Source organism: Pseudomonas sp. JL27(2026) (genome assembly GCF_056933555.1).
Genome location: NZ_CM167794.1, coordinates 4625201 through 4650925, shown reverse-complemented (window position 1 = coordinate 4650925; position 25725 = coordinate 4625201). Strand labels below are relative to the sequence as shown.

Sequence of the window (25725 nt, the reverse complement as noted above, 5' to 3'; positions counted from 1 at the left end):
GGACCTTTCGGTGCCAGGGGCTTTCGTTTAACCGGGTTACCGATCAGGCCGCTTCGATCTTGCTGCGGTTCTGCTCGACTTTGTCCAGATAGCGTTGCACGTTTTCCTGCTCTGCCTGGGTGGTGAACAGCCCGAGTTTGCTACGGCGCCACAGGATGTCGTGAGCGGTGGTGGCCCATTCTTCGCTGCACAGGTAATCGACTTCGCGGGTATAGAGGCCGCCACCCAGGTGTTCGCCCAGGTCGCTGAGGTTCTGCACGCCTTCCAGCATGCGCCAGGTACGGCTGCCGTAGGTGGTGGCCCAGCGGCGGGCAATTTCGGTCGGCACCCAGTCGAACTTGTCGCGAATCAAGGCGCTCAAGGCTTGAGGCGTGGTCATGTCTTCGCCGCCCGGCAGGGTCGCGGTGGCAGTCCAGCTTGGCTTGATGTGCGTGAAATACGGTGTCAGCTGCGCCATGGCCGACTCGGCCAGTTTGCGGTAGGTGGTCAGCTTGCCGCCGAACACCGACAACAGTGGCGCTTCTTCGCCACTGCCAGACAGCGCCAGAGTGTAGTCGCGTGTCACGGCCGATGGGTTGTCGGATTCGTCGTTGCACAGCGGGCGAACACCGGAATAGGTGTGCACGATGTCGTCGCGGCTCACTTGCTTCTTGAAGTGGGCGTTGACGACCTTGATCAGGTAATCGGTTTCGCCTTCGGTGATCGCCACTTTTGCCGGGTCGCCGGTGTATTCGCGGTCGGTGGTGCCAATCAGGGTGAAGTGATTGAGGTACGGAATGGTGAACACGATGCGCTGGTCTTCGTTTTGAAGGATGTGCGCGTGGTCGCCTTCGTACAGCTTCGGCACGATCAGGTGGCTGCCCTGGATCAGACGGATGCCGTAGGGCGATTCCATCTTCAGGTCGTCCTTGATGAACTTGGCGACCCAAGGGCCGGCAGCGTTCACCAGCGCCTTGGCGCGGATCGAAAACAGGCTGCCATCGGTGCGTTCCAGGTTCAGTTCCCACAGGCCTTTGCTGCGGCGGGCGCTGACGCAGCGGGTTTGGGTGTGAACGTGAGCACCTTTTTCGCGGGCGGCCATGGCGTTCAGCACCACGAGGCGGGCGTCGTCGACCCAGCAGTCGGAATATTCGAAGCCTTTGGTGATTTCGCTTTTCAGTGCGCTGTCGGCACCGAACTTCAGGCTGTTGGAGCCTGCGAGTTTTTCCCGCTTGCCCAGGTGGTCATAAAGGAACAGGCCTGCGCGGATCATCCACGCCGGACGCAGGTGAGGGCGGTGCGGCAGCACGAAACGCATCTGCTTGACGATGTGCGGGGCCTTGGCCAACAGCACTTCGCGTTCGGCCAGGGCTTCACGCACCAGGCGGAACTCATAATGTTCGAGGTAGCGCAGACCACCGTGGATCAGCTTGCTGCTGGCCGACGAGGTGTGGCTGGCCAGATCGTCCTTTTCGCAAAGGAACACCGAAAGACCGCGACCGGCTGCGTCTGCTGCAATCCCGACGCCGTTGATCCCGCCGCCAATAACGGCAACATCATAGACTTCGGCAAGCGGTGGAGCAGGCAAGGTAGAGGTGGTCATGAGCAGGCCTCGCGATCTTTTATGATCTGATCGTATTGGAATTCGAACATTAATGTTCATTTGCGAAAATGTTAGCCCATAAAGCCGCTCACAGCCAGTTAACTTCGATTGAAAATACTGATCGAAGGGCCGTTAAAGGAAAGTTTCCGAACATTTAGATGCGCGTAAGGACGCGAAAGAGGAGGTGCGGCAGAGATTGCTATCGCGAGCAGGTTCGCTCCCACAAGGGTTGCGCTGAACTTGTGGGAGCGAGCCTGCTCGCGATGGCGTCTGGACAGGCGACGAAGATGTGAGGGGAGGCTAAACGACTTCCAGCCGAATCTTGTGTTGATTCAGCAACTGCGCCAGCGCCGGCACCGGCTGCTGGTCGGTGACCAGGCAATCGATCAGGCTGATCGGTCCCAGGCGAATCATAGCGTTACGCCCGAACTTGCTGGAGTCGGCAGCCAGGATGACTTGCCGGGCGTTGGCGATGATCGCCTGGGAGACGCGCACTTCCTGATAGTCGAAATCCAGCAGGCTGCCGTCTTCGTCGATACCGCTGATGCCCACCAGGGCGAAGTCGACCTTGAACTGGTTGATGAAGTCGACGCTGGCCTGACCCACCACACCGCCATCACGCCGCACGTTACCGCCCGTCAGCAGGACGTCGAAATCGTCCTTGGCACTGAGCATGGTCGCGACGTTCAGGTTGTTGGTGATGATTTTCAGGTGGCTGTGATTGAGCAGCGCCCGAGCAATGGACTCGGTGGTGGTGCCGATGTTGATGAACAGCGAGGCGTGATCGGGGATTTGCTTGGCGATGGCTTCGCCGATGCGTTGTTTCTCATCGCGCATCTGATCGGCGCGCATGGCGTAGGCGGTGTTTTCAACACTGGAGTCGTAGGCTGCGCCGCCATGGTAGCGACGCAACAGATTCACTTCCGCCAATTGATTGATATCGCGGCGGATGGTTTGCGGTGTAACGACGAACAGCTGGGCCATTTCCTCGATGCTGACGTAACCGCGTTCGCGGACCAGTTCGAGGATTTGCTGCTGACGGGGAGGCAGATTCATGGGGCTTCCTTTGGGCTGCCGTGCAAAATTTGCCCATGATGCCGCAGGAATCCGCTCCCTACCAGTTAGAACCCTTTAAGGGGCCAGAGGCCTGGCTTATTCAGCGCCTTCGTGTGGTTCCCAGTCGCGGGTGCGGCTGACGGCTTTTTTCCAGCCGGCGTAGAGTTTTTCCTTCGCGGTTTCGTCCAGGGTCGGATCGAACTCGCGCTCGATCACCGCCTTGCCGCGCAGTTCTTCCAGGCTGCCCCAGAAGCCGCACGCGAGGCCGGCCAGGTAGGCGGCACCGAGGGCGGTGGTTTCACGCATTTGCGGGCGCTCGACCTGGGTGCCGAGGATGTCGGCCTGGAACTGCATGAGGAAGTTGTTCGCGACTGCGCCACCATCCACGCGCAGGGCCTTGAGGCGCTCGCCGGAGTCCTGCTGCATGGCATCGAGTACGTCGCGGGTCTGGTAGGCAATCGACTCCAGCGCTGCGCGAATGATGTGATCCACGCGTACGCCACGGGTCAGGCCGAACAGTGCGCCACGGGCATACGGGTCCCAGTAAGGGGCGCCGAGACCGGTGAAGGCCGGGACCAGGTACACGCCATTGCTGTCCTTGACCTTGTTGGCGAAGTATTCGGTGTCGTGTGCGTCGTTGATGATTTTCAGCTCGTCACGCAGCCACTGCACGGTGGAGCCGCCGTTGAAGACCGCGCCTTCCAGGGCGTAAGCCACTTCGCCACGAGGGCCGCACGCGATGGTGGTGAGCATGCCGTGCTTGGACTTCACGGCTTTGTCGCCTGTATTCATCAGCAGGAAGCAGCCGGTGCCGTAGGTGTTTTTGGCTTGGCCCGGTTCCACGCACATCTGGCCGAACAACGCTGCTTGCTGGTCGCCGGCGATACCGCCGATAGCGATGCCGCTCTTGGTGTGGCCGTAGATTTCGGACGACGACTTGACCTCTGGCAGCATCTCGCGCGGGATGTCCAGGATCTCCAGCATCTTCGCGTCCCACTCCAGGGTGTGGATGTTGAAGAGCATGGTGCGCGAGGCGTTGGTGTAGTCGGTGACGTGGGTCTTGCCGCCGGTAAATTTCCAGATCAGCCAGCTGTCGACGGTGCCGAACAGCAGTTCGCCGTTGCGGGCGCGTTCGCGGCTGCCTTCAACGTTGTCCAGGATCCACTTGAGTTTGGTGCCGGAGAAGTACGGGTCGGTGACCAGGCCGGTGGTGTCGCTGATGTATTGCTCGTGGCCATCGCGCTTGAGCTGCTGGCAGATCTCGGTGCTGCGTCGGCACTGCCAGACGATCGCGTTGTAGATCGGGCGGCCGGTGGTCTTGTCCCAGACCACAGTGGTTTCACGCTGGTTGGTGATGCCGATGGCGGCCACCTGGTCATGGTGCAGGCCGGCTTGAGCCAGGGCCTCGACCATCACGGCGCTTTGTGTGGCGAAGATTTCCATCGGGTCATGCTCGACCCAGCCGGCTTGCGGGTAATGCTGGGCGAATTCGCGCTGCGCAGTGCAGACCACGTTGGCGTCGCGGTCAAAAATGATCGCTCGCGAACTGGTCGTACCCTGATCGAGGGCAATGATGTAGTTCTTATTCTGAATGTCGGTCATGTCGATTGCCTTGGACGAAATAAGGGAGAGGGCGCAAGCGCGAGATCAGGTTGGGCAGGATCTCGCGCCATCGGTTTCAAGAAATTCTTGGTTTGCCGTCAATGGCCTGTTCTGCATCCTTTGTAGCAGGTGTGGCGTTGGGCAGATAACGGGCAATCAGCCCGCGATAAGCGGCAGCGCCGAGGCAGGCACCCACGATGGGGGCGAATACCGGAATCAGGAAGTACGGAATATCGCGGCCGCCAGTGAAGGAAATTTCACCCCAGCCAGCGAAGAAAGTCATCAGTTTCGGACCGAAGTCTCGCGCCGGGTTCATCGCAAAACCGGTCAGCGGGCCCATCGCGCTGCCAATCACCGCAATCAGCAGGCCGATCAGCAGGGGCGCCAACGGGCCCTTTGGCAGGCCGTTGTTGTCATCGGTCAGGGACATGATCACGCCCATCAGGATGGCCGTGATGATCACTTCCACCAGGAACGCCTGGCCAGTAGACAGTGCCGGGTGCGGGTAGGTGGAGAACACCGACGCCGTTTCCAGGCTGGCTTGCGTGCCGCGAACAATGTGGTGGGTTTGTTCGTAATCGAAGAACAGGTTGCTATAAAGCGTGTAAACCAACAACGCCGCGCAGAAGGCGCCAGCGACCTGGGCAAGGATGTAGAACGGCAATTTGCGTTTTTCAAAGTCGGCGAAAACGCACAGCGCGATGCTCACGGCCGGGTTCAGGTGGGCACCGGAAACGCCGGCGGTCAGGTAGATCGCCATGCTGACGCCAACCCCCCAGATGATGCTGATTTCCCACAAGCCGAAACTCGCACCCGCAACCTTGAGCGCGGCAACGCAACCTGTGCCGAAGAAGATCAGTAGCGCAGTCCCCAGAAACTCGGCCATGCATTGGCCGGAGAGTGACGGTTGTTGTAAAGCAGTTGTCATTGAAAACCTCGGTTTTTGTTGTTGTCGGGCGCTGTTTCCGAAGGGGCTGAGCGCGATTTTCACCGAGGCAGGATCCCCATCCTGGTCTCGGCTTTACTGCTGGGTGCTGCGTAGGATGTTTCACATGGTATTCAGATTCGAAAAAATATAGACAAGAAACACTGCTGTCAAAGGTCGAAAGTGAACCGTCAGTCACTTTTAAACTATTAGTTACATGAATGATCGCGTTAGTCAGGTTTTGCGGGTTGCCAAAAATCGGCGGATGGCCGGGCCTGCGGCGGCGAAACGGTCTTGAGGTAGAGCCTTTTCCAGAGGCATGACCTAGAATCGTGCGGTAACGATTTTCCTCTCTCGCCCGGCTTGGAGCTGCCATGACCCCCGCATTGGACCTGCTGAAAAAAGTTCGTGCCGAACATCGCGTGCACAGTTACGAACATGATCCGAAAGCGGCTTCCTATGGATTGGAGGCAGCGGAAAAACTGGGGCTGGATCCGGCGCAAGTCTTCAAGACGCTGTTGGCGGCCAGTGAAAAAGGCGAGTTGCTGGTGGCGGTGGTGCCGGTGGCTGGCACCCTGGACCTCAAGGGGCTGGCCCACGCCGCCGGGGTCAAGAAGGTTGAAATGGCTGACCCGGCGGCTGCGCAACGTGCGACTGGCTACCTGTTGGGTGGGATCAGCCCGTTGGGGCAGAAAAAGCGCTTGCGCACGTTTATCGACAACAGTGCTCAGCCTTTCGCGAGCATTTACGTCAGTGCGGGACGACGTGGTCTTGAGGTCGAATTGGCGGCGACGGTGCTGGCCGAGCACACGCAGGCCAAATTCGCCGATATTGGTCGGGCCTGATTGCCGCGCTGTATGGTGAAAACCGGCAGGTTCTTTCTCTGGTTGCCACTTGGTGGTTGATGCAAACTCGTCCTTACCTACAGAAGGAGAACACCCATGCAGCTAGCGTTTCATCAGGTTGATGCATTCAGTGATCGACCGTTCAGTGGCAATCCGGCAATGGTCTATCGGCTCGACGCCTGGCTCGCCGATGACTTGATGCAAAAAATCGCCGCCGAACACAACCTTGCCGAAACTGCGTTTGTGGTGCGTGAGGCTCAAGGCTGGCGTATCCGCTGGTTCACGCCGATCACCGAAGTGCCGTTGTGCGGCCATGCGACGCTGGCCAGCGCTTATGTGTTGTTCAAGGTCTATAAAGAGCCGGTCGAACGACTGGACTTCATCAGCAAGTCGGGCCCCTTGAGTGTGAGTCGGGAAGGCGAGCGGCTATGGCTGGACTTTCCGACGATTGAACCGGGCAAAGTCGATGTGACCCTCGATGTGGAGCGGGCGCTGGGCGTGCAGGCGGTTGAGGTGCTGGGTTCCAAGAAATTGTTCGTGGTGCTGGAGTCAGAGCAGGAGGTGCTCGATTGCCAGCCGGACATGGCTGCGCTGGCCAAGTTGCCTTGGCCTGGTGCAATCGTTACGGCGCGGGGTACGGGGCATGATTTCGTTTCGCGCTACTTTGCGCCGGCCATCGGTATTAACGAAGACCCGGTCACCGGCTCGACGCATTGCAGCCTGATTCCGTACTGGTCGCAGCGGTTGGGTAAATCGAGCCTGACGGCGTATCAGTGTTCGGCGCGGGGAGGGGAGTTGTTCTGCCGCCTGGAAGGGAGTCGGGTGAAGATCGGTGGTAATGCGACGCTCGTTGCAAGCGGGACGCTGATGCTCGGCTGACGGAAACTTGCTGTGGGAGCAAGCCTGCTCCCACAGTAGTCCGTGTTGTTCAGTGCGCGGTGCTGTACCGACGAACCCCGGACTCTACCGCCGGAATGTGCGCTGCCGTGCTGCCACTGGCCTGGAACAACACCAGGTGTTCGGCTGCCACGCGGATACCGACATCGGCACCGACCAAATGGTCAGCATGGCTCGGGAAGATCGATTCCAGTTGGCTGCCGGTCGGGAGTTGCAAGCGATACAAGGTCGAGGCGCCGAGGAAGGTCTTGCCGACAATCCGTGCCTGCAAGTCACTGTCCGGCGCATAAACGATATCGTCCGGGCGCAGCAGTACATCAACCGCGCCACCCGTAGGCCAGGTGTAGGCTCGGTTACCGCGTAGCACGCCCAGCTCGGTTTGCACCGACTCCGGGGAGTGCAACTGGCCGCGAATGAAGTAACCCTGACCGATAAAGCTCGCCACATACGGTGTTTGCGGTTCGTGGTACAGGTTGTAAGGCGTGTCCCACTGCTCCAGGCGACCCTCCTTGAATACGCCAACCTGATCGCTGACGGCGAAGGCTTCTTCCTGGTCGTGGGTCACCAGAATTGCGCTGGTGCCACGGGCCTTGAGAATGTCGCGCACCTCGTGACTGAGCTTGCGGCGCAATTCGCCATCGAGGTTGGAGAACGGCTCGTCGAGCAGCAGCAGTTGCGGTTCTGGCGCCAGTGCCCGGGCCAGGGCAACACGTTGCTGCTGGCCGCCAGACAGTTCATGAGGGAAGCGCTTGCCCAGGTTCTTCAGGTTGACCAGTTCGAGCATCTCCTCGGTGACCCGATCTTTTTGCGGATGCTTGCGGATGCCGAAGGCAATGTTCTCGGCCACGCTCAGGTGTGGGAACAGGGCGTAGTCCTGGAACACCATGCCGATCCGGCGTTTTTCCGGTGCCAGGGTGAAGCCGGCACTGGAGATGGTTTCGCCGGCCAGTTGTATTTCGCCTTCATGCACCGGTTCGAAACCGGCGATTGCCCGCAACGTGGTGGTTTTGCCGCAACCGGACGAACCGAGCAGGCAACCGATGTCGCCAGCATTCAGGTGCAGGTTGAGGTTCTGGACGACCCGTTGGTCCTGATAACCGCAGGCCAGATTGCGCAGGTTCAGCAGTAATGGATGGCTCATGCGTGCTGGTACGCCGGTGTGACGAGAAATTCGAGCAGGGCCTTTTGTGCGTGGAGACGGTTTTCGGCCTGGTCCCAGGCGACCGAGCGCGGGTCGTCGAGCAGGTCGAGGCTGATTTCTTCGCCACGGTGAGCGGGTAGGCAATGCATGAACAGTACGTCCTCCGCGGCCAGATCGAGCAAGGCACGATTGACCTGGAATGGCGCAAACAGTTTGAGTCGCTTGGCGGTTTCTTCTTCCTGGCCCATCGAGGTCCAGACGTCGGTGCTGACTAGATGGGCGCCCAGTACAGCGTCACGAGGATCGCGGACGATGGTCACTCGATCGAAGGCTTTGGCGACGAACTCAGGGTTGGGTTCGTAACCTTCAGGGCAGGCGATGCGCAACTGGAAGTCGAACTGAATCGCGGCTTCTATATAGCTGTTACACATGTTGTTGCCGTCGCCGATCCAGGCCACGGTCTTGCCTTGAATCGAGCCACGGTGTTCCAGGAAGGTTTGCATGTCGGCCAGCAACTGGCACGGGTGCAGGTCATCGGACAGGCCGTTGATCACCGGTACGCGGGAGTTGGCGGCAAATTCGGTCAGGGTATTGTGGGCAAAGGTGCGGATCATCACGGCATCGAGCATGCGCGACATGACAATGGCGCAGTCGCCGATCGGCTCGCCACGGCCCAGTTGGGTGTCACGCGGCGAGAGGAAAATCGCCTGGCCGCCGAGCTGGATCATACCAGCCTCGAACGACAGGCGTGTGCGGGTTGAGGATTTCTCGAAAATCATCCCCAGAACGCGGTTTTTCAAAGGCTCGAACAGTACGCCGCGATTACGCAGGTCTTTGAGCTCAATGCCTCGACGGATCATGCTGACCAGCTCTTCGGGCGTGCAATCCATCAGGGAGAGAAAGTGCCTTGCGCTCATCATTGACTACCTTTTGCAACGGACCGCAGATACTCAAAGCCTTGTTTAACTGGAAAACGGGCGAGACCTGCGGCGGGAGCCGCACGGGGCGACGAAATAGGGGAAGGCGCGATATTGACACTAAATGTCGCGTCTTACCAATAGGCTACAGTTTTTAGGGGATATCAGAGGAGCTACCGGATCGTCACGGTAGCGCTTTTGAAGCCTGTTTCCTGCTAGCAACAAGCCATTTGTACACCGCCCTCGCGCGCGTTGGCAATTGATAGCGGCGGCCAAAGCCTTGTGTGGGTCGGTTTCTGACCCGTCGGCCGAAGCGTTGCCCTGCATGATCTGCCCGGCGGGCAGTCGAAACATTTGCTAATGCAAAGTGCTGGGTTATAACTAACTCACATGCGACACAGGACGCTTGGAATGGAATCGAAAGAACAGCAATTGTTGGCGCTGCTGGGGCTCACGGCCCGTACCCTGACTCACTTGACCGCGTCCATGACCTCGATGTCGTTCGAATTGCTGCGCAGTGAGGACGAAGTGACCAAGGCAGCCGGTCGACGGATGATCGACCGAATGGCCACCGTCAGCGCCGGCCTCGATGAGCATTGGCGGTTGATCGGTGAGCTCACGGGCGTGCATGTCGCTCATGAACAGATCGAAACCATTGAGGAAATCCAACTGCAGATGCCATCCGGCTGGCCGCAGGCCTGAGCGTGTGGCCGCTATCGGCTGGCCTGATGCCCCTCGATTCACAAGACGAACGTCGCTGGCGCAGCGCCAGGTCACAGCCCATAGTTTTGTTCCCGCAACCTGATGCCGGTTGCCCGAATACAACAGAGACTGGCCATGACCAAGACTCTTCATCACCGTGCCTGCCACCTGTGTGAAGCCATCTGCGGCTTGACCCTCGAAACTACTGCCACCGATGACGCCGTGCAGATCACCTCGATCAAGGGCGATCCTCAGGACAGTTTCAGCCGGGGTCATATCTGCCCCAAGGCCGTGGCGTTGCAAGATATCCAGAATGATCCGGATCGCCTGCGCCAGCCAATGCTCAGGGTTGGCAGCGAGTGGCAGCCGATTGCCTGGGACGACGCTTTCGCGAGGGTAGCTGAACGTCTGGCGGATATTCAGGCCCGTCATGGGCAAAACGCGGTGGCGGTCTATCAGGGCAATCCCAGTGTGCACAATTACGGGTTGATGACCCACAGCAACTATTTTCTGGGGTTGCTGAAAACCCGCAATCGCTTCTCTGCGACCTCGGTCGATCAATTGCCTCATCACCTGACCAGCTACTTGATGTATGGCCACGGTCTGCTGCTGCCGATCCCCGATATTGATCACACCGATTTCATGCTGATCCTGGGCGCGAATCCCCTGGCCTCGAACGGCAGCATCATGACTGTCCCGGATGTCGAGAAGCGCTTGAAGGCGATACAGGCCCGGGGCGGAAAAATCGTGGTAGTCGATCCTCGTCGCAGCGAGACGGCAGCGATGGCTGACCAGCATGTGTTTGTGCGCCCCGGAGGGGATGCTGCGTTGTTGTTTGGGCTGCTCAACACGTTGTTCGCCGAAGGGCTGACCTGCGAGGGGCACTTGCCGGTGGAAGGGCTGGAGGACGTTCGCCAGGCGGTTGCCGGGTTTACGGCGCAACGCATGAGCCCACTGTGCGCCGTGCCGGCAGAGCAGATCCGCCAGCTCGCGCGTGACTTCGCTGCTGCACCTACGGCCGTCTGTTACGGGCGGATGGGGGTATCGACTCAAGCATTCGGCACTTTGTGTCACTGGCTGGTGCAGGTGATCAACCTGGTGACCGGCAATCTTGATCGGGTCGGGGGGGCGTTGTGTACCGAACCTGCGGTGGACCTGGTGGCGTCGACCTCGGGAGGGCATTTCAATCTCTGGCAAAGCCGCGTTTCCGGGCGCCCGGAGTACGCCGGTGAGTTGCCGGTGTCGGCGCTGGCCGAAGAGATGCTCACGGAGGGGGAAGGGCAGGTGCGGGCGCTGATTACCGTGGCCGGTAACCCGGTGCTGTCGACGCCCAACGGCCGGCAACTGGAGCAGGCGCTCGACGGGCTGGAGTTCATGCTCAGCATCGATTTGTACATCAACGAGACCACGCGTTATGCCGACCTGATTCTGCCGTCGACATCGGCGCTGGAGAACGATCACTACGACACGACATTTAATATGTTCGCGGTGCGCAATATCAGTCGTTTCAACCGGGCGATCCTGGCCAAGCCCGAAGGCGCGTTGCATGACTGGGAGATATTCGTCGGGTTGGCCCAGGCCTTCGCGGCGAAAACCGGCAAGGAACTCAAGCCGACCCTTGCGCCCGCGCAGATGATTGATCTGGGGTTGCGTAGTGGGCGCTATGGCGATGCGTCGACCTGCAAGTTGTCACTGGCAACGCTGTTTGATCATCCGCACGGCATCGACCTTGGACCGTTGAAGCCCAACCTCGGGCCACGGCTCAAAACACCGGATCAGTGCATCCAGGCTGCACCGCCCGCGATCCTGGCCGACCTTGCGCGGTTCGCCGCGTTGCAGGCGCCGGCGGCGGATGAGTTGTTGATGATCGGCCGACGTCATGTGCGCAGTAACAACTCCTGGATGCATAACTACCACCGGCTGGTGAAGGGCAAGCCTCGACATCAATTGCTGATGCACCCTGACGATCTCTCCAGTCGGGGGCTGAGCGATGGGCAGCGGGTGCGGGTCAGCTCGCGGGTCGGGGTGATCGAAGTCGAGGTCATGTCCAGCCTCGACATGATGAAGGGGGTGGTCAGTCTGCCTCATGGTTGGGGGCATGCCCGGCCGGGTGTGCAGATGAGCATCGCAATGGCGCAGCCCGGTTCCAGTGCAAACGATTTGACCGATGAGCGTCAGCTTGATGAATTGTCGGGTAATGCGGCGCTCAATGGGGTGCCGGTCACAGTGGCGGCGGCCTGAACGTGTCTGTCGGGGAGACCGAGCAGGGCGGCAGGCTTTCCGTTACAATGCGTCACCGTGCCGACAACCGAGTCGGAAAGTTCAGCCGAGGTGCTCCATGGATATCATCGAAACTATTAAAGAGCAGATTGCTAACAACACCATTCTGCTTTACATGAAAGGCTCGCCGAATGCCCCGCAGTGCGGCTTTTCTGCGAAAGCCTCCCAGGCTGTAATGGGCTGTGGTGAGAAGTTCGCTTACGTGGACATCCTGCAGAACCCGGAAATCCGCGCCAACCTGCCAAAGTACGCCAACTGGCCAACCTTCCCGCAACTGTGGGTCGGTGGTGAGCTGGTCGGCGGCAGCGACATCATGGTCGAAATGGCCGCTGATGGTTCGTTGCAGGCCTTGATCAAAGAAGCGGCTGCCAAAGCGGCTGCGAACAAGTCTGAAGCCTGATTGCAGTTGGCGTTGTAACTTTTCTCGGTAGAAGTTACAGCACAACAAAAAGCCCCGCCTCTCGTCAGAGGGCGGGGCTTTTTGTTGGTGCAGGGTAAGTCGTTTTAACTTACTCGCCCATTTGCGATTGCAGGTAGTTCTCGATGCCGACTTTGTCGATCAGGCCAAGTTGGGTTTCCAGCCAGTCGATGTGTTCTTCTTCGGACTCAAGAATGTCTTCGAGCAGTTCGCGGCTACCGAAGTCACCCGTCACTTCGCAGTGGGCGATGGCGGCCTTGAGATCGGCATGACCGATGCGCTCGATGCGCAGGTCGCACTCCAGCATTTCCTTGGTGTGCTCGCCGATGTGCAGCTTGCCCAGGTCCTGCACGTTCGGCAGGCCTTCAAGGAACAGGATGCGCTTGATCAGCTTGTCCGCGTGTTTCATCTCATCGATGGATTCGTGATACTCATGCTTGCCCAGCTTGTTCAGGCCCCAATCTTCATACATGCGGGCATGCAGGAAGTACTGATTGATTGCGACCAGTTCATTGGCAAGAATCTTGTTGAGGTGCTGGATGACTGTTACGTCGCCTTTCATGATGGGGTCCTGCCCTTAAGTAACCGTATATAGGGCGAGTTTGAGCCGGGCAGTGCTGAGTGTCAAACCTAAGTTATTGAATAATATATGAAAATTAATCGGAATAAGAATGTTTGTGTTCCGCATCCATTCCCTAAGCGATTGAATTAAAGGCATAAAAAAACCGGACACTAAGTCCGGCTCTTTAAATCATGCTGCTTACGCGGCAGAAAATTCTACAGGGAAGGGGATTGCCGCCTGGCTGATTTGCAGCTCGGCGAGGGTTTCGCGTACCACTTGCTTGGCAAGACAGGCGCATTTACCGCATTGGCTGGCGACGCCGGTGGCTTGGCGTACCTCACGGTAGCTGCAGCAACCTTCATAGATTGCATCGCGGATTTTCCCGTCAGTGACGCCAGTGCAGAGGCAAACATACATAAGGTGAGAACCGTCGTTGGTTATGGCTCAATTGCGATGGATCTTAATGTTAACGAGAATGATTGTCAAAGTGGTTTCTGAAGGCATTGGTCCAGAGTGGAGGTTGGCTGACGAACGGTTTTGCCCGGCGTCATGGGGGCGTGGAATTTGTGTCTGGATGTTTTTGGATTCGGTATAAAAACCGCTAAGGACAGGTCAAAAACGCGGTGTATGATGTTCGGTCCTTGCGAAGGGCGATCACGTCACAGGCCTGTCGCTGAATAGCGGCACACTGTTTCAGATTTGTTCTTCACGCCACCACACCAGGAGATATCCAATGAGCGTACTCGTAGGCAAACAAGCCCCTGACTTCACCGTTCCGGCCGTACTCGGCAATGGCGAAATCGTCGACAGCTTCACCCTGTCCTCGGCCATCAAAGGCAAATACGGCCTGGTGTTCTTCTACCCACTGGACTTCACCTTCGTCTGCCCGTCCGAGCTGATTGCCCTGGACCACCGCATGGCTGATTTCAAGGCGCGCAACGTTGAAGTGATCGCGGTTTCGATCGACTCGCACTTCACCCACAACGCCTGGCGCAACACCCCGATCAATGCCGGCGGCATCGGTCAGGTTCAGTACATCATGGCTGCCGACATGAAGCACGATATCGCCAAGGCCTACGACGTTGAGTCCGAAGGCGGCGTGGCTTTCCGTGGTGCGTTCCTGATCGACGACAAAGGTGTTGTTCGCTCGCAGATCGTCAACGACCTGCCGCTGGGCCGTAACATGGAAGAGCTGATTCGTCTGGTTGACGCCCTGCAATTCCACGAAGAGCACGGTGAAGTTTGCCCTGCCAACTGGAAAAAAGGCGACAAAGGCATGACCGCTTCGCCAGCAGGCGTTGCGGCTTACCTGACCGAGAACGCTGGCAAGCTGTAAGCCAGGCGTCAGGCAAAAAAACCGGCCCTCGAGGCCGGTTTTTTTATGCAGGGCAATTCTTCAAGCGACGTGACTCAGTCGTTGAAATCTTCCCAGCCGCCCATCTGTTTCCAGCGATTGACGATGCCGCAGAACAGATCGGCCGTCTTCTCGGTGTCGTAGCGCGCCGAGTGAGCCTCGCGGCCGTCGAAATCGATGTCGGCCGCCTGACACGCCTTGGCCAGCACGGTTTGACCGTAAGCCAGGCCCGCCAGCGTTGCGGTGTCGAAGCTGGAGAACGGGTGAAACGGGTTACGTTTCATGTCCAGGCGCGTGACGGCAGCGTTGAGGAAGCCCAAGTCGAAGCTGCTGTTGTGGCCGACCAGAATCGCGCGTTTGCAGCCGTTGGCCTTCAACGCCTTGCGTACACCACGGAAGATGTCGGTCAGGGCCGCCTCTTCACTCACGGCCATGCGCAGTGGGTGATCGAGCTTGATGCCGGTGAACTCCAGGGCCGCGGCTTCGATGTTCGCGCCTTCGAAAGGCTCTACACGAAAGAAATAGGTGTGTTCAGGGAACACGAAACCTTTTTCGTCCATGCCGATAACGGTTGCGGCGATTTCCAGCAGGGCGTCGGTGGCGCAATTGAAACCACCGGTTTCAACGTCGACAACGACCGGCAGGTAGCCACGGAACCGGGCTGCCATCGGGTGGCGCGAACCGCCGCCACCGCCATGACCGTCCTGTTCGTCGTCGAAATGATCTTCACTCACGCGTGTTCCTCCAGCAGGCGCCAGCGCAGTTTTTCACCGGCGCGCAGCGGGATGACAGTCAGCTCGCCGAATGGCAGGCTGGTTGGGGCGGTCCACTCTTCGCGGACCAGGGTAATGCGATCGGTGTTTGCCGGCAGGCCGTAGAAACGTGGGCCATTCAGGCTGGCGAAGGCCTCGAGTTTATCCAGCGCGTTGCGCTGCTCAAAGGCTTCGGCGTACAGCTCGATCGCAGCAAAAGCGGTGTAGCAACCGGCACAGCCGCAAGCTGTTTCTTTGGCGTGCTGGGCGTGCGGGGCCGAGTCGGTGCCCAGGAAGAACTTCTCGCTGCCACTGGTGGCGGCATCGAGCAGGGCAACCTGGTGCGTGTTGCGCTTGAGAATCGGCAGGCAATAGAAGTGCGGACGAATCCCGCCGACCAGCATGTGGTTGCGGTTGTACAGCAAGTGGTGAGCAGTGATGGTCGCGCCAACGTTGGCTGAAGCCTCGTTGACGAACTGTACTGCCTCTGTGGTGGTGATGTGTTCAAACACCACTTTGAGCGTTGGGAAACGCTCCACGACACGGCGCATGTGTTCGTCGATGAAGACCTTTTCGCGGTCGAAGACATCGACGTCGCCACGGGTGATTTCACCGTGAATCAGCAGCGGCATCCCGACTTCGGCCATGGCCTCGATCGCAGGAAATATCTTGTCGATGCTGGTGACGCCGGAGTCAGAGTTGGTGGTCGCGCCGGCCGGATACAGCTTGGCGGCGTGAACAAAACCGCTGGCCTTGGCCGCACGAATTTCTTCAGGCTGGGTCCGGTCGGTCAGGTAAAGCACCATCAGCGGCTCGAAGCGGCTACCGGCCGGGCGCGCAGCGAGGATGCGCTGGCGGTAGGCGTCGGCTTCAGCGGCGTTGCGCACTGGTGGTACAAGGTTTGGCATGATGATGGCGCGACCAAAGGTGCGCGCGACATCCGCGACAGTGTTGGGCAACGCAGCACCATCGCGAAGATGAATATGCCAGTCGTCGGGACGCAGCAGGGTCAGGCGGTCGGACATTGGGAATTCCAGGCGGGTCAAACTGAGGGGAATGCTACCGGAAAAGACTCTCTCAGGCACTCGCTATCAAGTTTTGTAGGATGCAACCGATATCCCTAGGGTGTGCTGTAAACAAGTGATATGCCGTAAACGAGTGTGTCGGTCTTTTGTGTAGAAGCCAGTGGAGCCTCCCGTGCGCCAGCGTTATTTAGCCTTGCTCAGTGTGTTTGCCAGCCTTCCTGCGATGGCGCTCACTTTCCAGACCCGTCTGGAGAGCATTGAGTGGACGGTCGAGGGCGACAAATTCGAATGCCGCTTGATCCAGCCGATTACCGATTTCGGTTCGGGTGAATTCGTACGGCGCGCCGGCGAGCAGGCAACCTTTCGCCTGAAGGCCTACAACTCCATGATCGGTGGCGGCTCGGCCACCTTGCTGGCGGCCGCCGCGCCGTGGCAACCAGGGCGCAGCGACATCAACCTGGGGGCGGTGAAAGTCGGTAGCGGCAATGTGATGTTGAACAGTTCACAACAACAGGCCGGCCGGTTGATTGGCGGTTTGATGGATGGCCGCAGCCCGGTAGTGCGTCATTATTCGCGCGACGGTGGCGTCTCGGAAGTGCGTTTGCTGCCGGTCAAATTCAGCAAGGCGTATGCCGACTATCAAGGTTGCGTGGCCAAGCTGTTGCCGAAGAACTATGAACAGGTGAAGCAGGCCGAAGTCGGCTTCCCCGGCGGTGGTATCGAACTGGATGCCCAGGCCAAGGCCAAGTTGCAGGTCATGCTGGACTTCATGAAAGCCGATCCGACGGTCAATCACATCGAACTCGATGGCCATTCCGACAACAGCGGCAACCGCCTGACCAACCGCGATCTGTCGCGGCGCAGGGCTTTGGCCGTGATGGACTTCTTCAAGGCCAATGGCTTTCAGGAATCGCAAGTAACCATGCGTTTCCACGGCGAACGCTACCCGTTGGCACCCAATACCAACGCGGCCAACCGAGCCAAGAATCGTCGGGTCAACGTGCACCTTGAGCGTGTTGCGCCGGTCGAGAAACCAGCCCCTCAGGCCAGCTCCGCGCCGAACGCTGCTGCCACCTCCTGAACCCGCTGTAATCGTCGCCCACTCGACATAATCTGTCGCTTCGTCGTCATAAGCTGTCGCGCCACTGTAAATTATCCGGTTTGATCGGTAGACTTGACCGCTTTCCGTACAACCCGGTGGAGTGATGGCATGGCGGACGTAAACAAGGTCGTTCTGGCGTATTCCGGCGGCCTGGACACTTCGGTGATCCTCAAGTGGCTGCAGGATACTTATAACTGTGAAGTAGTGACCTTCACCGCTGATCTGGGTCAGGGCGAAGAGGTCGAACCGGCCCGCGCCAAGGCTCAGGCCATGGGCGTAAAAGAAATCTACATCGATGATCTGCGCGAAGAGTTCGTGCGTGATTTCGTTTTCCCGATGTTCCGCGCCAACACCGTTTACGAAGGTGAGTACCTGCTGGGTACTTCTATCGCTCGTCCGTTGATCGCCAAACGCTTGATCGAAATCGCCAACGAAACCGGCGCTGATGCCATTTCCCACGGTGCAACCGGCAAAGGCAACGACCAGGTTCGTTTCGAACTGGGCGCCTATGCACTCAAACCAGGCGTGAAAGTGATCGCGCCATGGCGTGAATGGGACCTGCTGTCGCGCGAGAAGCTGATGGACTATGCCGCGAAGCACGCGATCCCGATCGAACGTCACGGCAAGAAAAAATCCCCGTACTCGATGGATGCCAACCTGCTGCACATCTCCTATGAAGGCGGCGTGCTGGAAGACACCTGGACCGAGCACGAAGAAGACATGTGGAAATGGACCGTCTCCCCGGAGAACGCGCCTGATAAACCGCAGTACCTGGAACTGACCTACCGTAACGGCGACATCGTTGCACTGGACGGTGTTGAAATGACGCCGGCTACCGTGCTGGCGACCTTGAACCGTATCGGTGGCGAACACGGTATCGGCCGTCTGGACATCGTCGAGAACCGTTACGTGGGCATGAAGTCCCGTGGCTGCTACGAAACCCCTGGCGGCACCATCATGCTGCGCGCTCACCGGGCGATCGAATCGATCACCCTGGACCGCGAAGTGGCTCACCTCAAAGACGAGCTGATGCCCAAATACGCCAGCCTGATCTACACCGGTTACTGGTGGAGCCCTGAGCGCCTGATGCTGCAACAGATGATTGACGCATCCCAGGCCCATGTGAACGGCGTCGTTCGCCTGAAGCTGTACAAGGGCAATGTGATCGTCACCGGGCGCAAGTCCGATGAGTCGTTGTTCGACGCCAACATTGCCACCTTCGAAGAAGATGGCGGCGCCTACAACCAGGCTGATGCAGCGGGCTTCATCAAGCTCAATGCATTGCGCATGCGTATTGCTGCCAACAAGGGTCGCAAACTCTTCTGAGTCCCTTGACCTGAGTTATGCCATGACCCTGCTTTAAACAGGGTCATGGCTGATTCAAGCATCAGAGATGCTGCTGAATCGTTGTATTCGAATTAACAACTTCCTTGCTGTTGTGCAGGTCTCAACGGCGAGCATCGTCGTTCAGACCGATGCTAGTCAATAACGGTCATTGTCAGCTTTCTCAGGCTGTAAATCATGTAGGCATCTTTGGTGCATCTGTCATTGCGTTGGTAGTCCTTCAGTGTCTTCTTATTGAAGGCGCGGTCTGTCTTGCTGTCGGTGATGAATACAATGATGCCGTGAGTGACTTCTCGCTGTTGTCGGTTTTTCTCCATCAACTGATCAAGTTCCCTCTTGCTGCGCAAGGGCCTCACATCAATAAACTGAAAGCGATTCAATTTTCCAACAAGCTTTAGCGTTTGCTGGGGGGCTGCATTTATGGTGAGTGTTATCTCCTCGGGTGGGGATTGTCCGTGAGTGGGGACGTCGTCTGATTGTGCCGTGCTGGGTCTTTTTTTAGTGTGCTTGTTCGTTGCGACTCGATTGTTTTCATATGGCCTGTGAGTGGTTTCTTTAAGTTTCTCTTTCTCTGTGCGGTTGACTTCATTGATGACGCTTACAAACTGTTTGCTCTTTTCGAAGTCTGAAGGGGCGTACAGCGATTTGTAATTGAAGTTAAGAGTGACGAAGAAGAGTAGTAATAAGTAAAAAGGAAAGCTGATGAGGAACCAAATGTAGACTTCTCGCTCTTCGTTGTCGAGAAAGGGGAGTGATACGGCTGCCGATGTTTCAGATATTGCTGCGAAAATAGCAATGACTGTCATGGGGTTAGTTATTTTTCTCTGATATTTTTTCATGTCGGTTACTCATTAAAACTTTTTCTATTCTATAGGGTTGATTGTCCTGGGGGCTGATGTGTTGGGCTATAGCAGTTGTAGTATGAGTGTAAAGGGTATTTTTACTGTTGATGTGTGTGAATGTGGTTTTTAATGTGAGTGAGTTTATTTTAAGCTCTTATTGAAGAGCGGGCGCGCGGTTGCGGCGTACAAGTGCTGGTTTTTCGATAAGCAGGTTAGGGTGGTGGGCTGAATGTTAGCGTGCACTTTATGCTCCAATTAAAGGCATTAGAGATTCTGAAGGGGTCTTGTTATTTGACGATAGACTATCAGCGAATTTTTGGTGAGGGCGAGAGTCGATTTACAGAAGGTTGTGCAACGTCGTGTGATACAAAAAAAAGGTCCCCGATGCCGTGGGGGTGAGCATCTTAATTTTTAGGCACATTGTTTTTTTCGAATTCTTGTAGGGAAAATCCGTGTTGCTTGTAGGAATTGTCTTTCGGTGAGGGTGGCCGGTCGAAGCAGCATGCCATGGGCGAAACGACTACGCTATTGTGCGGGCTCTAAAAAATCGAACAGCGAAACTGGACTTGCCCATGAATAAAGTGCTGATCGTAGATGATCACCCCGTCATTCGTCTTGCTGTGCGCATGCTAATGGAGCGTCATGGCTACGAAGTAATAGCAGAGACGGATAATGGCGTTGATGCGTTGCAACTTGCCCGTGAACATATGCCGGACATTATCATTCTTGATATTGGTATCCCCAAACTGGATGGGCTTGAGGTTATCGCGCGACTGACGTCTACCGCCACACCTTTGAAGTTGCTGGTATTGACATCCCAGGCGCCCGGTCATTTCTCAATGCGTTGCATGCAGGCTGGTGCGGCTGGGTATGTCTGTAAACAGCAGGACCTCACCGAGTTACTCAGTGCAATCAAAGCCGTACTCTCGGGATACAGCTATTTTCCGAATCAGGCCTTGCACACAGTGCGTTCAAGCCTGGGGAATGCGAGCGAGGCGGACATGGTAGACAGGTTGTCAGGTCGGGAAATGATGGTGCTGCAACAATTGGCTCGTGGAAAAACCAATAAGGAGATTGCTGATGGCATGTTTCTCAGTAACAAGACCGTCAGTACCTACAAGACACGCTTATTACTGAAACTCAATGCACGCTCGCTGGTTGATCTGATCGAACTGGCGCAACGCAATGGGCTGGTGTAAGTCCGGCGTTCCAGAGGCAAGGACAGTCATCGAATGATCCTGTCGGCGTGGGCAGTGGCTGATATCACCTTGTAATGATCGGTGAGTCGGTCAACTTCACCGCAGGAAATCGAGCAATAACGCAGCGAAACCGGAGCCGGGCCGCAGCGCCTGGTAAAAAAGCCTCCGTTTCGGGAGGCTTTTACGTCTTACAGATCAAAATCGTAGTCGGCCAATTGCTTCTGCAAGCGGCGCTCCTCCAGCAAGTTGTCGATGGTGCGACGTTTGCTCAGGTTGGTCTTGGCTACTTCCACCACCGGCTCGGCGTCATCGGTCTCAACAGGGGTGAAGTCGTCTTCTACGTCCAGTTGTTCTTTGTCAGTGCTCATAAGGTTAACTCCAGACTAAGACTGCCGTTGGGGCCCCTTATAGCGACAATCTCCTGGCGGGTAAAAAAGATTTTTTCAATCGGTACATCAATAAACGCTATAGCGCCTCAATCGTCGGAAGTCTTTTCCTTGTATTCGCACAGGTCTTCTATCCGACAGCTGCCACAGCGAGGCTTGCGGGCCAGGCACACATAACGTCCGTGAAGGATGAGCCAGTGATGAGCGTCCAGCAGGTATTGCCTGGGGACGAACTTCATCAGTTTCTGCTCCACTTCCACCACATTTTTTCCAGGCGCCAGGCCGGTACGGTTGCTGACCCGAAAGATGTGGGTGTCGACCGCCATGGTCAACTGACGAAACGCGGTATTGAGAACCACGTTCGCGGTCTTCCTGCCAACACCGGGTAGCGCCTCCAGTTCTTCGCGGGTTTGCGGTACTTCACCGCTGTGGCGTTCGACCAGTAATCGGCAGGTTTCAATGACATTTTTGGCTTTGCTGTTGAACAGGCCAATGGTCTTGATGTACTCGGACAGGCCTGCTACACCGAGCGCATGGATGGCCGCCGGGGTATTGGCGACAGGGAACAGTTTTGCGGTGGCCTTGTTGACGCCGACATCGGTGGACTGTGCCGAGAGAATGACTGCTATCAGCAGCTCAAACGCTGAGGAATAGGCCAACTCGGTTTTGGGTTCCGGGTTGTCTTCGTGAAACCTGCGGAAAATTTCCAGGCGTTTTGCAGCATTCATGGGCAGAGCATTTCCTTGAAGCCAGTCAGTGTGATGGGGAGGTGCCAGTCCAGGCCTGTTTCGCGGCGATGAGCAGGCCCAGCAGGATAAAGCCGCCGGGCGCCAGGGTCGCCATTCGCAGGCCGCCATCGGCGGTGAGCAACCAGCCGTTTCCGAGCAGTGCCGGTAAAAAATCATGGCCCAACGAGGCGTTGCCAATAACCTCTCGCAGCAGGCCAAGGCTGAGCATCAGGGCGCCAAACAAGCCGGCCAGTCGAACCCGTCCGGGTTGCTGGAAAAAGCCGCTGTGCTCCAGCACCACGCATTGCAGGGCGATCAACCCCACGTAAATGCCCAACGCTTTATACAGTTCGTAGGTCCAGGCCTGCAGCGCCAGCGCTGCGAGGCTCGTCAGTGTCGCGGCCAGCAGAAGGCTGGTGATCAACAGCAAGCCCGGAATCATTCGTGGCCGCAGCACGCTCATCTTCAGCCCATACAGGCTGATGACCAGCACCGACACCAGCCACAGCGTCACAGCCTTGCCTGGCGAGTCGCTGGCGCCTATCAACGGGGCAAGAACCAGTGAATGTTGCAGTGCCGATGATCTGTTCACGGGCTGCTCCCGATCAATTGGGCCTGATGTTCGTCGAAGTAGCGTAACGCATCGTGAATGGTATTTATCACTGCTCGCGAGGTGACCGTCGCCCCGGCCATCTGATCGAACTGCCCCTGATCTTTCTTCAAGGCCCAGCCGTTGTCCGTGGGATCGTTGCGCGATTTTCCGAAGAAGCCCTGAAGCCAGCTATTGGGTTGCGCGGCGATTTTCCCACCCAGCCCCGGGGTTTCCGATTGCCGCAGGGTTTTGACGCCGAGCAACTTGCCCCTGGCATCAATCACGATCAATAGCTCGATTGCTCCGACGTAGCCGAGGGTCTGGCTACGCAGAATGACCGCGCTGGGTTTGCCCGCAGCGCTCGCCAGATAACCGCCCAGTAAGGTGCTGTTGGCCAGTGTGGGGTCCTTGAGCGTCAGCGGTTGGTCCAGCGGCTGATTGTCGTAACTGCCGGGTGGCAGCATGTCCAGCAGTTGGCGACTTTCGATCAGGCGTTGCTCGGCAGAAATGCGCGGTGCCAGGCTCTGTTGCAGGCAGTAGATCGCAGCACCGCCCACGGCGATGATCAGCGCCAGGATCAACACGCTGCGTGTGCGGTTCATGGCGAGGACACCTCAGGCCGGGTGGCAACGAGGCGCTCCAGGGCCGGCACGCCGAGGTTCATCAACAGCACGGCGAATGCCACCCCGTCAGGGTATCCGCCCCATGTTCGGATCAGGTAGGTCAACAGGCCTACGCCTGCGCCGAACAACAACCGGGCTTTAGGGCTCTTTGCCCCGGACACCGGTTCTGTCGCAATAAAGAACGCCCCCAGCATGGTCGCCCCCGTCAGCAGATGAAACAGAGGCGAGCCGTGGGAGTCGGACCCCGAACCGTTCCAGCACACCAGGCTGATGATAAACAGGCTGCCGAGCATGCCGACCGGGGCATGCCAACTGAACACGCGTTGCTGTAACAGCCAGAGGCCGCCGACAAGGAAGGCCAGGTTCACCCACTCGATGCCTTTGCCACCCAGATGACCGAATGCCGGATTGCCGGCGAACAGTTCATCCATGGTCAGGCTTTTGTTGATGCGCAGGCTGTCCAGGGCCGTCGCTTGAACCCAGGCGTCGGGCTGATCGTTCAAGTGAATGCCGAAAATCTGTTGCAGGCCGCCCGACAGGTCCATCCCGTGGGACGCCGGCCAGTGGGTCATCTGTTGGGGGAAGCACACCAGTACCAGCGCAAAACCGAGCATCGCCGGGTTGAACGGGTTCTTACCGACGCCACCGTAAAGGTGCTTGCCGAAAAACATCGCGGATGCCGCAGCACTCACCGTCAGCCACCACGGGCAATAGGGCGGCAGGGCCAACGCCAGTAACGTTGCGCTGACCAGCGCACTGCCGTCGCTCAGTGACGGCATGAGGCCGCGTTTTCGTAGCCGCAGAACCAGCGCTTCAACGGCCAGCGCACTGCTGCCCGCCAGCAGCAGATTGATCAAGACGCCCCAGCCCGATACCCAGAACAGCACCAGCATGCCCGGCACCGTGGCCAGCAACACTCGCTGCATCGCCTGCTGAAGGCGTTCATCGACCGGTTCAAGGGCTGACATGGGCGTCCACCTGACGTTGCGCCTCAGTGAGCCGTTCACGGGCCTTGGTCATGAGTTCGGCGGGTGTGGCGGGTTGTCGTTCCAGTTTGCTGAGGTCGGCGCGGGCGTAGGCCAGTTCGGTTTTCAACTGCCGCAGTTGAGCGTCGATGGGGCGCTTCTCGACGCGAACCAGGTCTGGTGCAGGCTTGCCGCTGGCGTCTTCGGCCTCGTGCAGGGCCTGCTCGGCGTGTGCCAGTGCAGTGCTCAGGGCGCTCAGTTGATCGGCCGGTGCTTCGCTGAGCTGGGCTTTTTTCAGTTCGGCTCGGCGCATCGCCAGTTGGATTTTCGCCCGTTTGAGTTCGGCATCCTGGGCGGGCGCGGCCGCTTGCACAGGGGCGGGTGGCGTTGTGCTCTCAAGGTGGGCGAGGGCTTGCTCGGCTGCTTCGAATTGCTGCTGAAGCAGGATCAGTTGCGATTGTTGCTCGAAGGTCGGCGGATGGCCGAAGGCTTTCAGCGATTTGTGCAATTGCGCCCGACTCATCGCTACGTCGATCTTGGCTTTTTTCAGCACCGCGTCCGCTGCCGCAGCTTTTTGTGCCTGAACCCGGGCAATGGCGTCTTGCACCGGATGATTGCTGGCTTCGTTGGGCTGAGCCGCTTTTTGCGCACGGGCCAGGCGTTCCGCCTGTTTCTGTTCTTCTTCGCGCCGCAGGCGTGCGTTGCGCTGTTCGAAGCGCTGACGGGCGTGATCGCGTTTGGCGTTACGCGCTCGCTGTTCTTCGAGCGTGACGGCCAGGCCGCCGACAATCGGCAGGACCTTGGCGGAGGGCAGCGGGCGCATTTCGATGCAGTCGACCGGGCAAGGTGCCACACACAGGTCGCAACCGGTGCACTCATCGATGATCACTGTGTGCATCAGCTTTGCCGCGCCGACAATCGCGTCGATCGGGCAGGCCTGAATGCACTTGGTGCAGCCAATGCATTCGGCTTCACGGATGAACGCAATTTGCGCCGGTGCCGAACCCCGGCTGAGGTCGAGTTCCAGCACCGGAATGTTTAGCAGTTGCGCCAGTGCCGAGATCGTCTCGGCGCCGCCCGGTGGGCACTTGTTGATCGCCTCGCCGTTGGCAATGCCTTCGGCGTAGGGTTTGCATCCGGGGTGGCCGCACTTGCCGCATTGGGTCTGCGGCAGGAGTGCGTCGATGCGTTGAATCAGACTCATGTTTTGATCAGTCCGCTGAAACCGAGAAATGCCACTGCGATCAGTCCGGCGCTGATCAAATCGATCGGCAGGCCACGAAAGGGCAGGGGCACGTCGTTATTGAGAGTGCGCTGACGCAGGTCGCTGAACAGGCTCAGTACCAGCCAGAAGCCCAGCCCGGCACCGAGGCTCAGCGCGGCGTGATCGCCAAGACCCTTGTCATTTTGCAGGTTGAGCAAGCTCAGCCCCAGCACGCCGGCATTGCCCAGCAACAAGGGCCACAAACCGCTGAACGGTAACTGCGGCAAAGCCTGCGCCAATACTCCAAGCAATGGCTTGATCAGCAGCACGCTCAGCGGCAAAAACACCAGCAGGTGCACAGACGCCAGCCCCAAGGGGATGAGCAGCCAATGATAAGCGGCGTAGCCCAGCACACCGCTGAGCAGCATCAGGCAGGTGGTCGCAATGCCCAAGGCGTGGACCTGGCGCCGTTCGGTCGCTGGCTCGCGGGTTGCCTGCACCATCGGATCGACGCCCAGTGGCCACTGCAACAGGAAGTTATTGATCAGGGCAGTGCTGATGAGCGTAAGCAGAATATCGGTCATGGGCGTGCCGGTTGAGCGAGGGACCTGTTCTTGAAGATTAGGCAGTATCCGGCAAGGCAGATATGAAAATCCCACCGCCGCGAGCGGGCGCGACGGTG

The 25725-nt window shown here is 58.1% G+C and carries 27 protein-coding genes; 9 read left to right on the top strand and 18 right to left on the bottom strand.

Annotated features, from left to right (window positions below; genetic code table 11):
- Positions 1–43 precede the first annotated feature (43 nt).
- The 4 genes from glpD to AC1Z1G_RS21085 all read right to left on the bottom strand — a co-directional run bounded on the left by glpD (position 44) and on the right by AC1Z1G_RS21085 (position 5168).
- A complete protein-coding gene (gene glpD, locus AC1Z1G_RS21100; protein WP_483622309.1) occupies positions 44–1582 on the bottom strand; it encodes a glycerol-3-phosphate dehydrogenase in 1539 nt (512 codons plus the stop codon).
- 300 nt (positions 1583–1882) lie between these two features.
- On the bottom strand, positions 1883–2638 hold the full coding sequence (locus AC1Z1G_RS21095) for a DeoR/GlpR family transcriptional regulator (RefSeq protein ID WP_347901767.1): 756 nt from the start codon (positions 2636–2638) through the stop codon (positions 1883–1885).
- A gap of 96 nt (positions 2639–2734) precedes the next feature.
- Positions 2735–4240, bottom strand: a complete 1506-nt coding sequence (glpK, locus tag AC1Z1G_RS21090; RefSeq protein WP_483622308.1) for a glycerol kinase GlpK — start codon at positions 4238–4240, stop codon at positions 2735–2737.
- 76 nt (positions 4241–4316) lie between these two features.
- On the bottom strand, positions 4317–5168 hold the full coding sequence (locus AC1Z1G_RS21085) for an MIP/aquaporin family protein (protein ID WP_483622307.1): 852 nt from the start codon (positions 5166–5168) through the stop codon (positions 4317–4319).
- A gap of 371 nt (positions 5169–5539) precedes the next feature.
- On the opposite strand from AC1Z1G_RS21085, the gene ybaK reads away from it, so the two are divergent.
- Both ybaK and AC1Z1G_RS21075 read left to right on the top strand, forming a co-directional pair.
- Positions 5540–6010, top strand: coding sequence for a Cys-tRNA(Pro) deacylase (gene ybaK, locus AC1Z1G_RS21080; protein WP_483622306.1), 471 nt, complete (start codon positions 5540–5542; stop codon positions 6008–6010).
- Positions 6011–6106: 96 nt separating this feature from the next.
- The gene (locus tag AC1Z1G_RS21075) at positions 6107–6889 is read left to right on the top strand and encodes a PhzF family phenazine biosynthesis protein (RefSeq protein WP_483622305.1); all 783 of its coding nucleotides are present in this window, start codon (positions 6107–6109) and stop codon (positions 6887–6889) included.
- Positions 6890–6938: 49 nt separating this feature from the next.
- Here the strand turns inward: AC1Z1G_RS21075 and AC1Z1G_RS21070 are convergent, their stop codons facing one another.
- Together AC1Z1G_RS21070 and argF are read right to left on the bottom strand one after the other, a co-directional pair.
- The gene (locus AC1Z1G_RS21070; protein WP_483622304.1) at positions 6939–8048 is read right to left on the bottom strand and encodes an ABC transporter ATP-binding protein; all 1110 of its coding nucleotides are present in this window, start codon (positions 8046–8048) and stop codon (positions 6939–6941) included.
- Positions 8045–8965: an ornithine carbamoyltransferase gene (gene argF, locus AC1Z1G_RS21065; protein ID WP_483622303.1), complete on the bottom strand. Its 921-nt coding sequence runs from the start codon at positions 8963–8965 to the stop codon at positions 8045–8047. The genes AC1Z1G_RS21070 and argF overlap by 4 nt, the downstream gene beginning before the upstream one ends.
- Positions 8966–9376: 411 nt before the next feature.
- Here argF and AC1Z1G_RS21060 point away from each other — a divergent pair, with 411 nt between their 5' ends.
- The 3 genes from AC1Z1G_RS21060 (at position 9377) to grxD (ending at position 12347) form a co-directional block, all read left to right on the top strand.
- The gene (locus AC1Z1G_RS21060) at positions 9377–9667 is read left to right on the top strand and encodes a type 1 glutamine amidotransferase family protein (protein ID WP_483622302.1); all 291 of its coding nucleotides are present in this window, start codon (positions 9377–9379) and stop codon (positions 9665–9667) included.
- Between the two features lie 135 nt (positions 9668–9802).
- Positions 9803–11908, top strand: coding sequence for a molybdopterin oxidoreductase family protein (locus AC1Z1G_RS21055; protein WP_483622301.1), 2106 nt, complete (start codon positions 9803–9805; stop codon positions 11906–11908).
- A 97-nt stretch (positions 11909–12005) separates the two neighbouring features.
- A complete protein-coding gene (grxD, locus tag AC1Z1G_RS21050; RefSeq protein ID WP_483622300.1) occupies positions 12006–12347 on the top strand; it encodes a Grx4 family monothiol glutaredoxin in 342 nt (113 codons plus the stop codon).
- A gap of 109 nt (positions 12348–12456) precedes the next feature.
- Here the strand turns inward: grxD and bfr are convergent, their stop codons facing one another.
- Together bfr and AC1Z1G_RS21040 are read right to left on the bottom strand one after the other, a co-directional pair.
- On the bottom strand, positions 12457–12927 hold the full coding sequence (bfr, locus tag AC1Z1G_RS21045) for a bacterioferritin (RefSeq protein WP_347901760.1): 471 nt from the start codon (positions 12925–12927) through the stop codon (positions 12457–12459).
- Positions 12928–13125: 198 nt separating this feature from the next.
- Positions 13126–13344, bottom strand: a complete 219-nt coding sequence (locus AC1Z1G_RS21040; protein WP_347901759.1) for a bacterioferritin-associated ferredoxin — start codon at positions 13342–13344, stop codon at positions 13126–13128.
- 316 nt (positions 13345–13660) lie between these two features.
- Here AC1Z1G_RS21040 and AC1Z1G_RS21035 point away from each other — a divergent pair, with 316 nt between their 5' ends.
- Positions 13661–14263 (top strand): peroxiredoxin, encoded by a 603-nt coding sequence (locus tag AC1Z1G_RS21035; protein ID WP_483622299.1) that lies wholly within the window; start codon positions 13661–13663, stop codon positions 14261–14263.
- Between the two features lie 74 nt (positions 14264–14337).
- Here AC1Z1G_RS21035 and rnt read toward each other — a convergent pair whose 3' ends face one another.
- Complete coding sequence (rnt, locus tag AC1Z1G_RS21030; RefSeq protein WP_483622298.1) at positions 14338–15015, bottom strand: ribonuclease T; 678 nt, start codon at positions 15013–15015, stop codon at positions 14338–14340.
- Entirely contained in the window at positions 15012–16058 is a 1047-nt protein-coding gene (gene pyrC, locus AC1Z1G_RS21025; RefSeq protein WP_347901757.1) for a dihydroorotase, read from the bottom strand. Before pyrC ends, rnt begins: the two co-directional genes overlap by 4 nt.
- Before the next feature lie 172 nt (positions 16059–16230).
- Between pyrC and AC1Z1G_RS21020 the strand changes: the two genes are divergently transcribed.
- Together AC1Z1G_RS21020 and AC1Z1G_RS21015 are read left to right on the top strand one after the other, a co-directional pair.
- A complete protein-coding gene (locus tag AC1Z1G_RS21020) occupies positions 16231–17139 on the top strand; it encodes a flagellar protein MotY (RefSeq protein WP_483622297.1) in 909 nt (302 codons plus the stop codon).
- A 129-nt stretch (positions 17140–17268) separates the two neighbouring features.
- A complete protein-coding gene (locus tag AC1Z1G_RS21015) occupies positions 17269–18486 on the top strand; it encodes an argininosuccinate synthase (RefSeq protein WP_414875009.1) in 1218 nt (405 codons plus the stop codon).
- A 152-nt stretch (positions 18487–18638) separates the two neighbouring features.
- On the opposite strand, the gene AC1Z1G_RS21010 is transcribed toward AC1Z1G_RS21015, so the two are convergent.
- Positions 18639–19343, bottom strand: a complete 705-nt coding sequence (locus AC1Z1G_RS21010; RefSeq protein WP_483622296.1) for a hypothetical protein — start codon at positions 19341–19343, stop codon at positions 18639–18641.
- Positions 19344–19918: 575 nt separating this feature from the next.
- On the opposite strand from AC1Z1G_RS21010, the gene AC1Z1G_RS21005 reads away from it, so the two are divergent.
- Positions 19919–20545, top strand: coding sequence for a response regulator (locus tag AC1Z1G_RS21005; protein ID WP_483622295.1), 627 nt, complete (start codon positions 19919–19921; stop codon positions 20543–20545).
- Positions 20546–20733: 188 nt separating this feature from the next.
- On the opposite strand, the gene AC1Z1G_RS21000 is transcribed toward AC1Z1G_RS21005, so the two are convergent.
- From AC1Z1G_RS21000 to AC1Z1G_RS20970, 7 genes are all read right to left on the bottom strand, one after another.
- Positions 20734–20913, bottom strand: a complete 180-nt coding sequence (locus AC1Z1G_RS21000; RefSeq protein WP_347901753.1) for a PA3496 family putative envelope integrity protein — start codon at positions 20911–20913, stop codon at positions 20734–20736.
- A 107-nt stretch (positions 20914–21020) separates the two neighbouring features.
- The gene (nth, locus tag AC1Z1G_RS20995) at positions 21021–21659 is read right to left on the bottom strand and encodes an endonuclease III (protein WP_483622294.1); all 639 of its coding nucleotides are present in this window, start codon (positions 21657–21659) and stop codon (positions 21021–21023) included.
- A 25-nt stretch (positions 21660–21684) separates the two neighbouring features.
- Positions 21685–22251: an Rnf-Nqr domain containing protein gene (locus tag AC1Z1G_RS20990; RefSeq protein ID WP_483622293.1), complete on the bottom strand. Its 567-nt coding sequence runs from the start codon at positions 22249–22251 to the stop codon at positions 21685–21687.
- A complete protein-coding gene (locus tag AC1Z1G_RS20985; RefSeq protein WP_483622292.1) occupies positions 22248–22853 on the bottom strand; it encodes an RnfABCDGE type electron transport complex subunit G in 606 nt (201 codons plus the stop codon). Before AC1Z1G_RS20985 ends, AC1Z1G_RS20990 begins: the two co-directional genes overlap by 4 nt.
- Positions 22850–23842 carry an RnfABCDGE type electron transport complex subunit D gene (locus AC1Z1G_RS20980; protein WP_483622291.1) on the bottom strand — a complete coding sequence of 331 codons (993 nt, stop codon included), beginning with the start codon at positions 23840–23842 and terminating at the stop codon, positions 22850–22852. The genes AC1Z1G_RS20985 and AC1Z1G_RS20980 overlap by 4 nt, the downstream gene beginning before the upstream one ends.
- Positions 23829–25043: an electron transport complex subunit RsxB gene (gene rsxB, locus AC1Z1G_RS20975; RefSeq protein WP_483622290.1), complete on the bottom strand. Its 1215-nt coding sequence runs from the start codon at positions 25041–25043 to the stop codon at positions 23829–23831. The genes AC1Z1G_RS20980 and rsxB overlap by 14 nt, the downstream gene beginning before the upstream one ends.
- The gene (locus AC1Z1G_RS20970; RefSeq protein WP_483622289.1) at positions 25040–25627 is read right to left on the bottom strand and encodes an electron transport complex protein RnfA; all 588 of its coding nucleotides are present in this window, start codon (positions 25625–25627) and stop codon (positions 25040–25042) included. The genes rsxB and AC1Z1G_RS20970 overlap by 4 nt, the downstream gene beginning before the upstream one ends.
- Positions 25628–25725 lie beyond the last annotated feature (98 nt).

Coding starts and splice junctions, on each gene's coding strand:
- glpD (WP_483622309.1), bottom strand. CDS start 1,582: ATGACCACCTCTACCTTGCCTGCTCCACCGCTTGCCGAAGTCTATGAT.
- AC1Z1G_RS21095 (WP_347901767.1), bottom strand. CDS start 2,638: ATGAATCTGCCTCCCCGTCAGCAGCAAATCCTCGAACTGGTCCGCGAA.
- glpK (WP_483622308.1), bottom strand. CDS start 4,240: ATGACCGACATTCAGAATAAGAACTACATCATTGCCCTCGATCAGGGT.
- AC1Z1G_RS21085 (WP_483622307.1), bottom strand. CDS start 5,168: ATGACAACTGCTTTACAACAACCGTCACTCTCCGGCCAATGCATGGCC.
- ybaK (WP_483622306.1), top strand. CDS start 5,540: ATGACCCCCGCATTGGACCTGCTGAAAAAAGTTCGTGCCGAACATCGC.
- AC1Z1G_RS21075 (WP_483622305.1), top strand. CDS start 6,107: ATGCAGCTAGCGTTTCATCAGGTTGATGCATTCAGTGATCGACCGTTC.
- AC1Z1G_RS21070 (WP_483622304.1), bottom strand. CDS start 8,048: ATGAGCCATCCATTACTGCTGAACCTGCGCAATCTGGCCTGCGGTTAT.
- argF (WP_483622303.1), bottom strand. CDS start 8,965: ATGAGCGCAAGGCACTTTCTCTCCCTGATGGATTGCACGCCCGAAGAG.
- AC1Z1G_RS21060 (WP_483622302.1), top strand. CDS start 9,377: ATGGAATCGAAAGAACAGCAATTGTTGGCGCTGCTGGGGCTCACGGCC.
- AC1Z1G_RS21055 (WP_483622301.1), top strand. CDS start 9,803: ATGACCAAGACTCTTCATCACCGTGCCTGCCACCTGTGTGAAGCCATC.
- grxD (WP_483622300.1), top strand. CDS start 12,006: ATGGATATCATCGAAACTATTAAAGAGCAGATTGCTAACAACACCATT.
- bfr (WP_347901760.1), bottom strand. CDS start 12,927: ATGAAAGGCGACGTAACAGTCATCCAGCACCTCAACAAGATTCTTGCC.
- AC1Z1G_RS21040 (WP_347901759.1), bottom strand. CDS start 13,344: ATGTATGTTTGCCTCTGCACTGGCGTCACTGACGGGAAAATCCGCGAT.
- AC1Z1G_RS21035 (WP_483622299.1), top strand. CDS start 13,661: ATGAGCGTACTCGTAGGCAAACAAGCCCCTGACTTCACCGTTCCGGCC.
- pyrC (WP_347901757.1), bottom strand. CDS start 16,058: ATGTCCGACCGCCTGACCCTGCTGCGTCCCGACGACTGGCATATTCAT.
- AC1Z1G_RS21015 (WP_414875009.1), top strand. CDS start 17,269: ATGGCGGACGTAAACAAGGTCGTTCTGGCGTATTCCGGCGGCCTGGAC.
- AC1Z1G_RS21010 (WP_483622296.1), bottom strand. CDS start 19,343: ATGAAAAAATATCAGAGAAAAATAACTAACCCCATGACAGTCATTGCT.
- AC1Z1G_RS21005 (WP_483622295.1), top strand. CDS start 19,919: ATGAATAAAGTGCTGATCGTAGATGATCACCCCGTCATTCGTCTTGCT.
- AC1Z1G_RS21000 (WP_347901753.1), bottom strand. CDS start 20,913: ATGAGCACTGACAAAGAACAACTGGACGTAGAAGACGACTTCACCCCT.
- nth (WP_483622294.1), bottom strand. CDS start 21,659: ATGAATGCTGCAAAACGCCTGGAAATTTTCCGCAGGTTTCACGAAGAC.
- AC1Z1G_RS20985 (WP_483622292.1), bottom strand. CDS start 22,853: ATGAACCGCACACGCAGCGTGTTGATCCTGGCGCTGATCATCGCCGTG.
- AC1Z1G_RS20980 (WP_483622291.1), bottom strand. CDS start 23,842: ATGTCAGCCCTTGAACCGGTCGATGAACGCCTTCAGCAGGCGATGCAG.
- rsxB (WP_483622290.1), bottom strand. CDS start 25,043: ATGAGTCTGATTCAACGCATCGACGCACTCCTGCCGCAGACCCAATGC.
- AC1Z1G_RS20970 (WP_483622289.1), bottom strand. CDS start 25,627: ATGACCGATATTCTGCTTACGCTCATCAGCACTGCCCTGATCAATAAC.